At 64.5% G+C, this 13330-nt stretch carries 13 protein-coding genes; 5 read left to right on the forward strand and 8 right to left on the reverse strand.

The annotated features are described in order from the left end of the window. Position 1: 1 nt before the first annotated feature. Genes ABD022_RS07650 through ABD022_RS07660 form a run of 3 tightly spaced genes read right to left on the reverse strand, consistent with a single transcriptional unit; the run spans position 2 to position 3526 of the window. Complete coding sequence (locus ABD022_RS07650) at positions 2-1720, reverse strand: cobaltochelatase CobT-related protein (RefSeq protein ID WP_343820737.1); 1719 nt, start codon at positions 1718-1720, stop codon at positions 2-4. Then, entirely contained in the window at positions 1704-2690 is a 987-nt protein-coding gene (locus ABD022_RS07655) for an AAA family ATPase (RefSeq protein ID WP_343820921.1), read from the reverse strand. The genes ABD022_RS07650 and ABD022_RS07655 overlap by 17 nt, the downstream gene beginning before the upstream one ends. Before the next feature lie 5 nt (positions 2691-2695). Further along, positions 2696-3526, reverse strand: a complete 831-nt coding sequence (locus ABD022_RS07660; RefSeq protein ID WP_425545206.1) for an IclR family transcriptional regulator — start codon at positions 3524-3526, stop codon at positions 2696-2698. Positions 3527-3598: 72 nt separating this feature from the next. On the opposite strand from ABD022_RS07660, the gene ABD022_RS07665 reads away from it, so the two are divergent. From ABD022_RS07665 to ABD022_RS07675, 3 genes are read left to right on the forward strand one after another with little or no spacing between them, the layout of a single operon-like run. Next, a complete protein-coding gene (locus ABD022_RS07665; RefSeq protein ID WP_343820923.1) occupies positions 3599-4666 on the forward strand; it encodes an FAD-dependent oxidoreductase in 1068 nt (355 codons plus the stop codon). Next, positions 4663-4884, forward strand: a complete 222-nt coding sequence (thiS, locus tag ABD022_RS07670; protein ID WP_343820740.1) for a sulfur carrier protein ThiS — start codon at positions 4663-4665, stop codon at positions 4882-4884. Before ABD022_RS07665 ends, thiS begins: the two co-directional genes overlap by 4 nt. Before the next feature lie 5 nt (positions 4885-4889). Further along, positions 4890-5672 (forward strand): thiazole synthase, encoded by a 783-nt coding sequence (locus ABD022_RS07675; RefSeq protein ID WP_343820742.1) that lies wholly within the window; start codon positions 4890-4892, stop codon positions 5670-5672. Positions 5673-5690: 18 nt separating this feature from the next. On the opposite strand, the gene ABD022_RS07680 is transcribed toward ABD022_RS07675, so the two are convergent. From ABD022_RS07680 to ABD022_RS07695, 4 genes are all read right to left on the reverse strand, one after another. Next, positions 5691-6812, reverse strand: a complete 1122-nt coding sequence (locus tag ABD022_RS07680) for a TRAP transporter substrate-binding protein (protein WP_343820743.1) — start codon at positions 6810-6812, stop codon at positions 5691-5693. Between the two features lie 74 nt (positions 6813-6886). Further along, positions 6887-8209: a TRAP transporter large permease gene (locus ABD022_RS07685; protein WP_343820745.1), complete on the reverse strand. Its 1323-nt coding sequence runs from the start codon at positions 8207-8209 to the stop codon at positions 6887-6889. Continuing rightward, positions 8206-8763, reverse strand: coding sequence for a TRAP transporter small permease subunit (locus ABD022_RS07690; RefSeq protein ID WP_343820746.1), 558 nt, complete (start codon positions 8761-8763; stop codon positions 8206-8208). Before ABD022_RS07690 ends, ABD022_RS07685 begins: the two co-directional genes overlap by 4 nt. A gap of 22 nt (positions 8764-8785) precedes the next feature. After that, positions 8786-10420: a GMC family oxidoreductase gene (locus ABD022_RS07695; RefSeq protein WP_343820747.1), complete on the reverse strand. Its 1635-nt coding sequence runs from the start codon at positions 10418-10420 to the stop codon at positions 8786-8788. Positions 10421-10589: 169 nt separating this feature from the next. Here ABD022_RS07695 and ABD022_RS07700 point away from each other — a divergent pair, with 169 nt between their 5' ends. Both ABD022_RS07700 and ygfZ read left to right on the forward strand, forming a co-directional pair. Then, a complete protein-coding gene (locus ABD022_RS07700; RefSeq protein ID WP_343820748.1) occupies positions 10590-11354 on the forward strand; it encodes an IclR family transcriptional regulator in 765 nt (254 codons plus the stop codon). Between the two features lie 122 nt (positions 11355-11476). After that, positions 11477-12400: a CAF17-like 4Fe-4S cluster assembly/insertion protein YgfZ gene (gene ygfZ, locus ABD022_RS07705; RefSeq protein ID WP_343820749.1), complete on the forward strand. Its 924-nt coding sequence runs from the start codon at positions 11477-11479 to the stop codon at positions 12398-12400. A 27-nt stretch (positions 12401-12427) separates the two neighbouring features. Here ygfZ and mmsB read toward each other — a convergent pair whose 3' ends face one another. Further along, on the reverse strand, positions 12428-13321 hold the full coding sequence (gene mmsB / locus ABD022_RS07710) for a 3-hydroxyisobutyrate dehydrogenase (protein ID WP_325124724.1): 894 nt from the start codon (positions 13319-13321) through the stop codon (positions 12428-12430). Positions 13322-13330 lie beyond the last annotated feature (9 nt).

Here is a 13330-nt window from a genome sequence, read left to right on the forward strand (position 1 = left end):
GTCATCGGTGCCGCGGCACCAGCGTCCGGATCAGCGCCTGCAGCGCCTGCATGGTCACGCCACCATCCAGGTTCAACCCGATCGAATGCGGGTAATAGCCGCTCAGGTCCTGGTTCACGCCGACCGCCAGAATCTCGACGCCGCGCTCGTGCGTGTAATGGCGCACCACCTCTCGCAGATGCGCGTCGAGGAATCCGGGCGGATTGGCCAAGGTGGTTGCGCTGTCCATTGGACCGCCGTCGGATACGACCCACAGAATCCTGCGCTGCTCGTCCCGCTGGGCCAGCAGGCGTTCGCAGGCCCATTGCACGGCTTCGCCGTCGATGCCCTCGCGGAACAGTTCCGGCTTCATGACGGCCGTCAGTCCCAGTCGGCCCTGTCGGCGCGGCATGGATTGCGACCAGAAGACCAGATGCTGCAATTCATTGAGCCGGCCTGGATGCCCAGGACGGCCGCGCGCCGCCTGCCATTCGCGAGCCGGCCGGCCGCCGTTCCAGGCCCCTGTGGTGAAGCCCAGCAGTTCAAACGGCACGTTGGCGCGGCTGAACACGCGCGCCAGCAGATCCATCAGCAGCGCCAAGCGAGGGCCGTGATGCCGCATCGATCCAGAGCAGTCCAGCAACAACGTGATCCGAGCCTGTGCGACGGGTTCATCACGCTCACGAAAGAATATCCGGTGGTCGCCGGGCGAACCGACCAGTTGCGCAAGGCGGCGACCGTCGATCAATCCTTCGTCCTGGCCGAACAGCCGGCCGGAAGGCTGAGGCTCGAACAGCAGCCGCCGCAAGGCGTGCGCCAGACGGGACAGCGACCAGGGCAGACGGGCGACTTCTGCGTCGAGACGGCGGCGATAGTTCAGAAGCAAGGCCGGACGCACCAGACTGACGGCTTCGACGATCCGATCGTGGCGCCGTGTCCAGACGGCATAGACCGGGCCGGCCGCCTCGGCGGACGACGAACCGTCCGCCGCCAGGCTTGCAGCTTCGCCTTCGTCGTCCTCCGGTGGCAGCAGGGCCACGGAAAAATCCGTATGCCGCCTTGCCGGACGTTTCTTTTCCTTTCCGACCATGTCCTGGAACCATTGAGCCAGCACCGTCGCCAATTTCGCCGCTTCGGGGGCGTAGGCCGCCTGGTCCGTGCGCAGCCGGCGCAGCCGCGCCAGCGGCCCGGCCAGCAAGGGTCCCATCAGATAGCGCGCAGACTCTATCTGGTCTTCCAGGAATTCCGGGAGCGATTCGTCAAACAGCTTGCTCCGGACCATCAGGGCGAGGCAGAGCAGGTGTTGGCCCGTCCGGGACTCGGCCAGACCGGAACCCAGGAAAAGCAACAGCCACTGCTCGAAGCGCCGGCGCAGGTTGCCATTCATGCCTGGCCAGCGCCCAGGCGCCAAAGTCTCTACGCGCCACTGCTCCAGCCACTCGAAAATCAGTGCGGCGACTGGGTCACGGGAGGGGCTGTGATTCCGATGAAGCCGCGCGTCTGACTGCAGCAGGCGCAGGGCCAGCGCGTCAGCCAGTGCGCGGTAGGCAGACGGATCGTCCAGCCCCGGCTGCGTCTGCAGATGAGGGGCACCGGCTGGCAAGGGGGTGTCGCCGTTCCAGGGCCGGCCAGCTTCGAAGTGCACCCGCGGCTGCTGGGACAGTGCCCGGACCGTCGCGGCCGTCCGGGCCTCCAGCGCATGGCGACGTGCCCAGTCGCGGGGGTCAGATGCCGTCGCCATGCCCGCGGAGCGGGTCGGCAGCCGTCGTCCCCAGATCCATGTCGAAACAGCGCTGAAAGTACTCCGCCACGACGTCTTGCTCAGAAGCGTCGCATTTATTCAAGAATGCGTAGCGGAAAGCGCGGGCAGGCGACTGAAAGATCCGCAGGTTTTCCGCCCAGGATATCAGGGTGCGCGGCGACATCAGCGTGGACAGGTCGCCGCTTTGGAACCCGGCGCGCGTCAGCGCGGCGACTTCGACCATGGCGGCGATCAGGCGGCGGCCTTCGGGATGGTTCAGTTCGGGCACCTGCACGGCAACAATCTCGATTTCCGTCTCGGGACTGAGATAATTCAGGGTAGCGACGATGTTCCAGCGATCCAACTGCGCGTGGTTGAGGCGCTGGACACCGTAGTACAGGCCGCTGCTGTCGCCCAGCCCCACGCTGTTGGCGGTGGCGAACAGGCGAAAACCTGAATGCGGGGCGATGACCCGGTTCTGGTCCAGCAGCGTGAAATACCCGTCGCGCTCCAGGATACGCTGCAGGACGAACATGACTTCCGGCCGTCCCGCATCGTATTCGTCGAGCACCAGCGCCATGGGCCGCTGCAGCGCCCAGGGCAGGATGCCTTCCTTGAATTCCGTGACCTGGCGGCCATCGCGCAGCACGATGGCATCGCGCCCGACCAGATCCAGGCGGCTGATGTGGCCGTCCAGGTTGACCCGGATGCAGGGCCAGTTCAGGCGGGCTGCGACCTGTTCGATATGCGTGGACTTGCCCGTACCGTGCATTCCCTGGATCAGGACGCGCCGGTTGCACGAAAACCCGGCCAGGATAGCCAGGGTCGTGTCCGGGTCGAAGTGGTAGTTCGGATCGGCTTCGGGCACATGCTCGCCGGGTTCGGCGAACGCCATGACCTCGAGGTCGCTGTCCAGGCCGAAGCTGTCGCGCACGGACAGTCGTGTCGTGCCCAGGTCCGTGTCGACCAGACGCTTCACGATGTGGCCCGCTGCCGGGTTGGGCTGCGCTCCGGATAGCTGCCGGCCTCGATGTCCGCCAATGCCTGCGCAGCGCGGCGCAGCGCAGGCAGGCAGGACTTGATGCGCTCTGCCTGGAACCGGATCGTTGGCGCCTGGATGGCGATGCCCAGGTTGGACTTGCCCGACGGCATCGGCACCAGCATGGCGACGCAGGTCAGGCCAGGCAGGAATTCTTCGTTGTCCAGGGCGTAGCCGTCCTTGGAGGCCCGTCGCAGCTCGGCCTCCAGCGCCTGCGGGTCGGTGATCGTCTTTTCCGTGTACTTCTCGAGCGTGCCCGGCACCAGCAGACGCTTGCGCTGCGAGGCCGTCATCTGCGTCAGGAAGAGTTTTCCGCTGGCAGAGCAATGCAGGGGCACCCGGGACCCGGGATGCAGATAGAAACGCAAGGGCGCCGGTGTTTCCACACGGTCCAGGTAAAGAACCTCGCTGCTGGCGCAACTGGTGATGTTGCAGCTTTCGCCAACTTCGGATACCAGAGTGCGCAGCACGTTGCGGCGTGCGCCGTGCACGGTGTTATTCAGCAGCAGGTTTTCCGCGATCCGCCGCAAGCGTACGCCGGTACTGTAATGGCGACCATCCCCGTCGCGCTGGATCATGCCGGCGCTGTCGAGCTGCTGCAGCATGCGGTGCAGCGTGGGCTTGGGCAGCCCCAGTTCTTCTACCAGACTCTGGAGAGAGAAGTACTGGTCCTTTTCCGCGATCACTTCCAGGAGCGCGAACAGGCGAATGGCGGGAGTGTCGCCATCCAATTTGGTCGGCATGGGGGCAAGTTCGACTGGACGCATGGGGTTCTAGGTCTTATATTTCAATAACAGGAACTTATTGTACCGATTTTAGAATTTTTAGCTAGGTTTATGATGCAAATCGGAATCGCGGGCGCTGGCGTACTCGGACGGCTACTGGCCTGGAGACTGGTTCGTGCAGGCCATCGAGTGACTATCTTCGATCCGGCGGACGGTCCGCAAGCCAGGGGCGCCGCCGGATGGACGGCGGCGGGCATGCTCTCACCGTCCGCCGAACTCGAATGCTCCGACCTCCAGGTCTTCCAGGACGGCCTGGATTCGATCAAGATGTGGTCGGAGATTGTCGCTGCGCTGCCCGGCGCCCCCGATTTCGCCCGCCACGGCAGCCTGCTTTTGGCGCATCGCGGCGACGGCGGGGCCGCGCGCCGCCTGGTGGACCTCATCGAGCGCAAGGCACCAGAACCCCACCGACCCCGGCCGCTGGACGCCGAGTCCCTGGGCGAGCTGGAACCGGACGTCCACGGCCCTTCTCTGGCCTGGTTCCTGCCCCACGAGGGGGCCATCGATCCGACGCAACTCATGCCGGCATTGTACGAAGGGGCGAAGACGGCCGACTGGCGCTGGAGCCGGACGGTGAAAGAAGTGGGCACCGGCTTTCTCGTGGCTGGCGGACTGCGGCATGTCTTCGATCATGTGTTCGACGTGCGCGGCCTGGGACAGCGTCCCGCGAAAGGCCCCGCCGCCGGCTGCATGGATGTACGCGGCGTCCGGGGAGAGATCTTCCTGGTGCAGAATCGGAACGTCCGGCTGGCGCGGCCCGTGCGTCTGCTGCACCCGCGTCATCGCGTCTACATCGTGCCGCGTCGCGACCATCATTTCGTCATCGGCGCGAGCGAAATCGAAAGCGAGGACCGCTCCCCCGTGTCATTGCGCACCACGGTCGAACTGCTGGCAGCCGCGCACAGCGTGCTGCCTGGCCTGGCCGAAGCGCGCATCGTGCACATGGAAACCAACCTGCGCCCGGCCCTGCGCGACAACCTGCCCCGGATCGAACAAGCATCGGGCCTGACCCGCATCAACGGCCTATTCCGTCATGGATGGATGATCGCACCGGCCATGGCCGAGCGCGCGATCATCCAGGCCGGCATACCCTTCCCTTCCCGAGGAGCCACCGCTGCATGAACATCATTCCGATCTACTTCAATGGAGATGCCCGCACCGTGCCCGAGGACTCTACCCTGCGGCAGGCCCTGGCTCTGCTGGTACCCGGTGGAATGCCGGACGGCATGCCACTGGCCACCGCGCTCAACGGCAACCATGTCTCTCGTTCCCAGCGGGAACGGACCCGCGTGTCAGCGGGAGACCACATCACTACATTCACCCCCATCGTCGGAGGTTGAACGCCATGAGCTGGAAAATCGCCGATCGTGAACTCGACAGCCGCTTCCTCCTCGGAACGGCTGCCTACCCTTCCCCGCAAATCATGCTGGACGCCGTGCGCGCATCCGGCGCCCAGGTCGTCACAGTCGGCCTCAAGCGCCAGTCAGCAGCCGGCGCCTGCGGCGGACAACTCTTTTTCTCGATGCTCCGGGATCTGGGATGCCATTTACTGCCGAATACGGCAGGCTGCAGCACGGCGGCCGAGGCAGTCGCACTGGCTCGCATGGCGCGAGAAATCTTCGATACATCCTGGATCAAGCTGGAGGTCATCGGGGACGAGCACACGCTGCAGCCGGACGTCTTCGAACTGGTCGCGGCTGCCGGAACGCTGGCGCGCGAAGGCTTCCAGGTCTTCCCCTACTGCACGGACGACCTGGTTGTCTGCCGGCGCCTGCTGGACGCTGGCTGCGTCGCTCTGATGCCCTGGGCCGCGCCCATCGGCTCCGGCCAGGGCCTGATCAATCCGCCAGCGCTGCGCACCTTGCGCGAGCGTCTGCCGGATGCGCCTCTGATCGTCGACGCCGGCATCGGTTCACCGATGGACGCCGCTCAAGCGATGGAACTCGGCTTCGATGCAGTCCTTCTGAATTCGGCCGTTTCTCGTGCCCTGGATCCGGTCCGCATGGCCGAGGCCTTCAAATGGGCCATCCAGGCGGGGCGGCTGGCCTGGGAAGCTGGCATCATGGCCGAACAGGACATGGCCGTCGCCACGACGCCAGTCTCGGGCCGCCCCTTCGTGCTGGACTGACGCCGCCGGCGATGGCGGTTATTGCCGTTGCTCGTTGGCCGTCTTGACCATGTTGTCGTACAGGGTCAGGATGCGCGACCGGTACGGAAAGACCATTTTCGCGAAGTCGCTCTGGGAATCCAGGACCTTCTTGAAGAAGGGATTGGCCGCGGCGTACTTTGCCGTGACTTTCCTTTCTTCCTCGATGAAGCGCGTGTAGTAGTCGGGGGGCGTGTCCAACACCTTCACGCCTTCCTTGTCCATGAACTCGTGCAGCGCCACGGAATTGTCGTACACATTGGCGTCCAGTGTGTCGGCAATGTTGGCCTTAGCCGCAATCCGGATGATTTCCTTCAGGTCGTCGGGCAGCGACTTCCAGAAGTCCCCATTGATGAAGATCTGCCCAATGTCGGTCTGCTGGTGCAGACCCTGCAGGTAGTAGTATTTCCAGATCTTCTGCAGGCCCAGGTTGCGGTCGTCCGCGGGGCCGATCCATTCCGCAGCGTCGATCACTCCTCTTTGTGCCGAAGGCACGATGTCGCCGCCGGGCACGCCCACAGCCGAAATGCCCATGGCCTGGTAGGTCTCGCCCGGGATGCCCGGAGGCGAGCGGTACTTGAAACTCTTGAATTCCTCGACGTCCTTGATCGGCTTCTTGAACCATCCCAGGGGATCAGGCCCCATGGGTTGCATCAGGAAGGCCTTGACGTTGTAGTGCATCACGTCTTCCAGGAGTTCCTTGTAGAGCTGCTCCCCTCCCCCCTTGTAGTACCACGCAACCATGCTGGTCTGGTCCAGGCCCGTGCTGGCCGGCGCGTTCGAGAACAGCACGAATGCGGAATTCTTGCCGGAGAAATAATTGGGCCAGACGTAACCTGCCTTCACCACGTCGTTGCTGACCGCATCCAGGATTTCGAAAGGTCCCACGACGGCCCCGGCAGCCAGCACCTCGACTTTCAGACGTCCGCCGGACATCAGATCAACCTGCTTGGAAAACTGCTCCAGCAGCTTGAAATACAGGCTGGCGTTCGGCACCGCTGTCTGGATGGAAAATTTGTAGACTTTCTGGTCCGCCGCCTGGGTCATGGCGGGCGTGCCCATCAGCAGGCCGGCCGAGAGGCACAGGATGCCAGCGAACCTGGCTTTGAAAATACGAATCATGATGGTCTCCTTGAGAGAAACAGATTGGACACGCTGGGTCACGCCATGGCTCACCCTCCGTAAGAATGGCTACGTCAATCCGCCAGCCCAGTGACTTGCGGCAGCCAATGGACCAGGATCGGGAATTTGATGAGCAACAGGACGACAAGCGCCTGCAGTCCGACGAACTGGATCATGCCCAGGTAGATGTCCTTCATACTCCATTGCGGCACAACCCCCTTGAGGAAGTACGAGGACAACGCCAGAGGAGGCGTGAGCCAGGAGGTCTGCAAAGTGACGGCGACCAGGATGCTGAACCAGAGGATGTCGAAGCCCAGGTTGTGGGCGACCGGCAGCAGGATGGGAACGACCACCAGGACGATGGGAATCCATTCCAGCGGACCACCCAACAGGAAGATCAGGAACAGCATCAGCAGCAGCATGATCAGCGGCGAGACCGGCAGGGACGTGAGGATCTCGGTGATCAGTTGGCCACTGCCCAGGCGGGCGAAGACCGCGCCGAAGAAGTTGGCCGCGCCGATCAGGAACATGATGAAGGCGCTGACCTCCATCGTCCGGATGACGGCGATGCCCAGCGCTTTCCAGCTCAGGCGCCGGTAAACGGCGGTCAACACCAGCGACGCGAACGCGCCCGTCGCCGCCGCATCGGTCGGGGTGGTCACACCGCCGACGATGAGCCCCAGGGTGGACAAGATGACGACCGTAATGGGGATCACACCGATGAACAGTTCCCTCAGCTTGTCGAGAAAGGAGAGCGGTGGGCCGTTGTACGGAATCGGCGGCCCCAGCCTGGGGTTGATCTGGCAGCGGATGACGGTATAGATCAGGTAGACTCCCGAAAGCATCAGGCCCGGGATTACCGCGGCGGCGAACAGGGTCGAGACGGGAATGCCGACCAGCGGTCCCATGACGATCAGCATCACACTCGGAGGAATCAGGATCCCGAGCGTCCCGCCTGCGGCGATCACGCCGGCTGACAAGCGCGTGTCGTACCCGCTGCGTATCAGCATGGGGGCAGCCATGACGCCCAGAACGGTCACCGACGCGCCGACGATGCCGGTGGCCGCCGCGAACAGCGTGGCCGTCGCCAGGACGATGATGTAGAGCGAACCCTTGTATTTCCCCAGCATGATCTGCAGGGCACGGAACATGCGGTCCATCAGGCCGGACTGATCCAGGATGTAGCCCATGAACAGGAACAGGGGAATGGCGGCCAGCTCGACGCTGGTCATCAGCGAGAAGAACTGATAGGTCAACAGGTTGAAAACCTGTTGACCTATGGCCATAAAGCCGAACAGCAGGGCCACGAAGATGAACACGAAGGCCATCGGAAAACCGGTGAGCACGCCCACCACGGCGACCAGCAGCGATACGAGGCCAAGGACGGGATCGCTCATGATTGGGGTTCCTTGTTCCGGAAAGGTGCGTTGTGCCGGATGACCCAGCAGGCCTTGACGAGTTCGGCCACGCCTTGCAGCAGCAGCAGGAGAATCGTGAGGGGAATCACCGCCTTGAGCGGATAGATCGGCGGCATCCATGGGCTCTGCGGATAGAGCTCGTGCTGTGTCCAGGATTGGCTGGCGAATCGCAGGCTGACCATGAAGAACAGGCCCATGGCCGGGAAATACAGTACGACGTACATCACGGCGTCCAGCAAGGCCTGCCAGCGCGGCTTGAGCAGGGCGAGAAGGAAGTCCGCCCTGACGTGGCTGCCTTTCTGCAGGGCGTAGGCCGCTCCCAGCATGAACACCGCGCTGGAGAGCATGTAGGTCATGTCATAGGCCCAGATAGTGGGCTTGTTGAAGATATAGCGGGACGTGACTTCGTAGACCAGGGCGCCCGTCAGGGGCAGGGTCAGCCAGGCCGCCAGCTTGCCGATCAGCAGCGACGGATATTCCAGCGCCGCCAGCAGCCTGCGCAGTCCGGGGGAAGGTTCTCGTTCGTTGTCCATGAGGATTCTCAGCTCCTTGCGGTCAGTGAGGAACTTCTTGTGGAACGGGCGCCTGGTTGGCGTCGGCCAGGATGAATTCGGCGGCGCGCTCGGCCATCATGATGATGGGGACGTTCGTGTTGCCCGACACCAGGGTGGGCATGACGGACCCGTCCACCACCCGCAGCCGGTCGACGCCGTGGACTTTCATGCGATGGTCGACGACCGCCATGGGATCGGTGCGAGCCCCCATCCTGGCCGTACCGGTGGGATGGAATATGGTGGCGCCGTGCTCGCGGCAGAAATGCAGGATCTCGTCATCGCTGCGAGCGTCCGGCCCCGGTCGATACTCGCGTTTCATCAGGTTTTTCATGGGCTCCGTGTCGGCGATGCGGCGGGCGAGCCGTACCGCTGCAATGGCCGTGCGTCGGTCGAGTTCAGTATCCAGGTAGTTGGGCTGCATCGACGGCGGCTCGAACGGATCGGGCGACTGAATCCGCACATGGCCGCGTGATTCGGGGCGCAGTTGGCAGACGGAGTAGGTGCAGCCGGAAAAATCATGCACCTGGGCACCGGCCAGGTCGGCAGACAGCGTTCCCAGGTGGAACTGGACGTCGGGGCGGTCCGATTCGGGAAGGGCCCTGCAGAACAGCGCACCCTGGTTGATGCCGATGGCAAGTGGGCCGCTGCGGAACAGCAGCCACTGCAGCCCCATCCTGGCCCGCCCCCAGAGGCTGCGCAACTGGTCGTTGTTGGTGATCGGCTTGGTGACCTCGTAAATCAGGCGCAATTGCAAGTGGTCCTGCAGGTTCTCGCCGACGCCGGGCCGATCCAGGATGACCCGGGTGCCGTAGCGCCGCAAAAGATCTGCCGGGCCGATACCGGAGAGCTGGAGCAACTGGGGCGACAGCAGGGCGCCCGCGCACAGGATCACCTCCCGGTTGGCCCGCAGGGTCCGCTGCTGGCCGCCGAGCCTGTATTCCACCGCCGTGGCGCGCCGATCCTGGAAAAGTACTCGAGTCACCTGCGCACGGGTGACGACTTCCAGGTTGGGCCTGCCACGCGCGGGCTTGAGATATGCCACGGCCGACGAGCAGCGCCACCCGCCGTGCGTGGTGAGCTGGTAATAGCCAACGCCTTCCTGCTCGCCGGTGTTGAAGTCCTCGGTCCTGGGAATGCCATTCGCTTCGGCTGACCGGATGAAGGCTTCGACCAGTTCGTGCCTGGCGCGGATGGAGGACGCGTACAGCGGACCGTCCGTGCCGCGCGTGGGGCCCGGCCCCAGGTCGTTGTGCTCGAGCCTGCGGAAATACGGCAGGCACTCGTCCCAGCTCCAGCCCGGATTGCCCAGCTCGGCCCAGTGGTCGTAGTCCTGCTTCTGCCCGCGGATGTAGATCAAGCCGTTGATCGAGCTGCTGCCACCCAGCGTCTTGCCCCGTGGCCAGTAGATCCTGCGCCCCAGCATGTTGGGTTCGGGATCAGTGTAGAAGCCCCAGTTCACGCGCTTGTCGAACATGGTTCGACCGTAGCCGATCGGAATGTGGATCCAGGGGTTGGAGTCCGGCGGCCCCGCCTCCAGCAGGCAAACGCTATGCCGGCCGTTTTCGCTCAGCCGATTGGCCAGCACGCAGCCGGCAGATCCGGCGCCCACGATAATGTAATCCACGGCCTGGCTCATAGGATGTCGACTCCCTTGCTCCGACTCGGCGGCGATCATTTCTTGTTTGCGGCCAGTGTGAACGGGCTCGCCGGCGCGTCACCACGGGGTTAACACTATGAATTCCACCGGTGGCACAGAATGTGTCATTATGGTTTCAGTTGCCATTGGCTCATCGGGTCCTTTCACCATGAACGAACTCGTCGATCGGTCCCTGCGCGTGCTGCGGATACTGGAAAAACTGTCGGTCGCCTCCCATCCGCAGACACTGACGCAACTGGCCCAACGCACGGGCCTGCCGAAATCAAGCCTGCTGCGCACGCTCAACGACATGGAGCGCGCGTCCTATGTGACCCGCCTGCCGGGCCGGGGGGGGTACGTGACCGGCTCGCGGACCCATGAGCTGGGCCTGTCCATTCTGCGGGCGCCTCAACTATTGCGAGCGTGCCGCGCGGCGCTGAGCCGGCTCGTCGAAATCACGGGCGAAACGTGCAACATGAACACGCTGTCGGGCGACACCGTGCAGTATCTCGCCCGGGTGGAAAGCCCTGGCCATCTACGCCTGCAGCTGCATATGGATATCGGGTCCCACGTGCCGCTGCACTGCACCGCCAGTGGCAAGCTGTTCCTGGCCTTCATGCGTCCGGCAGAGCAGCGGGCACTGCTGGGCAGGCTGGATCTGGCGCGCATGACTCCCAAGACCATCACGCAGCCGGAGACACTCGTCTCGGCGCTCCGGCCGATCAGGGATCAGGAGCTCAGCATCGACGACGAGGAGTTCATCGTCGGGATGGTGGCCGTCGCGGTCCCGATCAAGGATCGCAACGGCAAGGTGCTCGCGGCCCTGGCCTGCCATGCACCGACGGCTCAGGCATCGCTCAGGGACCTGATGGAGAAGGCTCGCTTCATGCGTCGAACCGCGGATGAGCTGAGTCTGATCCTGGCGAGCGATTAGGGTCCGGGGCCTTCGCGCCCTTTACCCTTTCGGGCGGCCGGTCCTCTCACCGGCCCGGAGCACGCCCGCGATATCATGGGCGCTGATCCATTATTTGAAATATTCATCTTTACGGATTCACCATGGAAGGCCTTGCCACCGAAGAATTTCAACCCCTGCCCGACTGCGCACTGATCCACGTCCAGGGGTCTGATGCCGACACATTCCTGCACGGGCAACTGACGCACGGCGTCACCGGCCTGGGCAGTGACCTGGCGGCGCCTGCCGCGTACTGCACTCCCCAGGGGCGCCTGCTGGCCAACGGAGTGATCTGGCGGACGGGCGACGACCACTTCGCCTGGATGGTGTCGCGTGACGTGGCCGACGGCCTGATCAGGCGGCTACGCATGTTCGTGCTGCGCGCGCGGGTCACGATCGAATTGGACGACACACCTCAGGCCTGGGGCACGTGGGGCGCCGGCACCGTGCCGGCACCGCTGCATGGGGCGCCGGCCTGGACCCGCGCCTCGATCGGGGGGGCGGATTGGATCGTGGCTCCCATGTCCCGGGCAGAACGACCTGCCGCCTGGTGTCTCTCGGATACTCCGCCGGCAACGTCCGGCGCCGCCGAGGACGATGCCTGGACCGCCCTGCGGCTGGCCGGCGGCTGGCCCTGGATCCGGGCGACATCCCAGGACATGTTCCTGCCGGCCTCACTGGACATGGACCTGAACGGCACCATTGATTTTTCCAAGGGCTGCTACCCCGGCCAGGAAGTCATTGCCCGCAGCCACTACCGGGGCACGGTCAAGCGCCGCATGGCCTACGGCACCACGCCCTGGGTGCCGGGCACCCCCGCCCTGCCCCCCGGATCGGACCTGTATGCCTCTGGGGGCGCGGCAGACCGGCCCGCAGGCCGCGTGATCGAATCTGCGGTCCATCGGGGCCTGCTGCACGTGGCGGCCGAAATCACCCTGTCGGACTGGCCGGAAACGCGCTACGCCGTCGGCTCGCCCGACGGCGCAGTGCTGGAAAATTTCGGTCCCGGATCAGTCCCTGCGAACTGATCCGGGCCGGGCGAACCCGCCCGTTTTTCAGCGCGGCTGGTGATACAGCTTCAGGATGCTGGAAAAATCCAGTGCGCCGTGCCCCTGGGCGCTGTGCAGCGCATACAGGTTGCGCGCCAGTTCACCCAGCGGCGTGGTTGCTCGCGCCTGCATGGAAGCCTCTGCCGCCAGTCCCAGGTCCTTGAGCATCAGGTCCACGCCGAAGCCCCCCGCGTAATCCTTGGAAGACGGCACGTTTTCCATCACGCCGGGCCAGGGGTTGTACAGTTCGGTCGCCCAGTTGCGCCCGGAACTCTTGGCGATGATGTCCGACAGGGTCTTGGGATCCAGGCCGTTGGCCACGCCCAGCGCCAGGGCTTCGGCCGTGCCGGCCATCAGGATGCCCAGCAGCATGTTGTTGCAGATCTTGGCAACCTGCCCCGCCCCGGCGCCCCCGGCATGGAAGATGTTCTTGCCCATGGCGTTCAGGTAGGGACGGGCCGACTCCAGGTCGGCCGCGGCGCCACCGACGATGAAGGTCAGCGTGCCGGCCACGGCACCGCCGGTGCCGCCGGACACCGGCGCATCCAGCATGCGGATGCCGCGCCGCGCTGCGGCAGCCGATACCTTGCGGGCCGATTCCGGCGCGATGGTGCTGCATTCCAGCACCAGCGTGCCTTCGGCGATGACGTTGAGCAGGCCCTCGTCTCCCAGGTAAAGACCTTCGACGTGCCGGCTTGCCGGCAACATGCTGACGACCAGGTCGGCTCCCTTGACCGCTTCGGCCGCCGTCGCGGCGGCCGTGGCGCCTTCCTGGACCAGCGATTGAACCGCCTGCGGGACCAGGTCGAAAACCTGAAGCGCATGCCCCGCCTTCAGCAGGTTCCGTGCCATCGGGCCGCCCATGTGGCCCAAACCGATGAATCCGATCGTGCTGCTCATGTATGTCTC

Source organism: Castellaniella daejeonensis (assembly GCF_039523555.1).
Classification (GTDB): domain Bacteria; phylum Pseudomonadota; class Gammaproteobacteria; order Burkholderiales; family Burkholderiaceae_B; genus Castellaniella; species Castellaniella daejeonensis.

Coding starts and splice junctions, on each gene's coding strand:
- ABD022_RS07650 (WP_343820737.1), bottom strand. CDS start 1,720: ATGGCGACGGCATCTGACCCCCGCGACTGGGCACGTCGCCATGCGCTG.
- ABD022_RS07660 (WP_425545206.1), bottom strand. CDS start 3,526: ATGCGTCCAGTCGAACTTGCCCCCATGCCGACCAAATTGGATGGCGAC.
- ABD022_RS07665 (WP_343820923.1), top strand. CDS start 3,599: ATGCAAATCGGAATCGCGGGCGCTGGCGTACTCGGACGGCTACTGGCC.
- thiS (WP_343820740.1), top strand. CDS start 4,663: ATGAACATCATTCCGATCTACTTCAATGGAGATGCCCGCACCGTGCCC.
- ABD022_RS07675 (WP_343820742.1), top strand. CDS start 4,890: ATGAGCTGGAAAATCGCCGATCGTGAACTCGACAGCCGCTTCCTCCTC.
- ABD022_RS07680 (WP_343820743.1), bottom strand. CDS start 6,812: ATGATTCGTATTTTCAAAGCCAGGTTCGCTGGCATCCTGTGCCTCTCG.
- ABD022_RS07685 (WP_343820745.1), bottom strand. CDS start 8,209: ATGAGCGATCCCGTCCTTGGCCTCGTATCGCTGCTGGTCGCCGTGGTG.
- ABD022_RS07690 (WP_343820746.1), bottom strand. CDS start 8,763: ATGGACAACGAACGAGAACCTTCCCCCGGACTGCGCAGGCTGCTGGCG.
- ABD022_RS07695 (WP_343820747.1), bottom strand. CDS start 10,420: ATGAGCCAGGCCGTGGATTACATTATCGTGGGCGCCGGATCTGCCGGC.
- ABD022_RS07700 (WP_343820748.1), top strand. CDS start 10,590: ATGAACGAACTCGTCGATCGGTCCCTGCGCGTGCTGCGGATACTGGAA.
- ygfZ (WP_343820749.1), top strand. CDS start 11,477: ATGGAAGGCCTTGCCACCGAAGAATTTCAACCCCTGCCCGACTGCGCA.
- mmsB (WP_325124724.1), bottom strand. CDS start 13,321: ATGAGCAGCACGATCGGATTCATCGGTTTGGGCCACATGGGCGGCCCG.